Source organism: Glutamicibacter sp. GQ173, assembly GCF_059759215.1.
The window spans coordinates 1-308 of sequence record NZ_JCAXDT010000024.1 but is presented as its reverse complement, the minus strand read 5'-3'; the positions used below and the strand labels follow the sequence as shown (position 1 = coordinate 308).

The window sequence follows — 308 nt, the reverse complement described above, 5'->3', positions numbered from 1 at the left end:
GCTGCCTGAGGCTGCTGATGACGAGTCGTTGGATAACGAGCGTGGCCCGGTGACTGTTGAGGTCTTGGGCAATGATTCTGAGGGCTTGGATCCGTTGACGGTGAACCTGAAGGATCCCGAGGGCAATCCGGTCAAGGAGCTGACTGTTCCTGGCGAGGGTGTGTGGACTGTTACCGAGGACGGTAAGGTCACTTTCACTCCTGAGGATGGTTTCGAGGGTAACCCGACTCCGGTTGTTTACACGGCTGAAGATCAGGATGGTAACCCGGTTGAAGCTACGGTGACTATCACCTACGTGGCTCCGGTGG

Annotated in this window: 1 protein-coding gene; it reads left to right on the top strand. The window is 56.8% G+C overall.

Annotation, left to right across the window (positions count from 1 at the left end):
- A partial coding sequence (locus tag AC6CHO_RS17220; protein ID WP_498216704.1) for an Ig-like domain-containing protein occupies window positions 1-308 on the top strand: 308 nt, incomplete at both ends.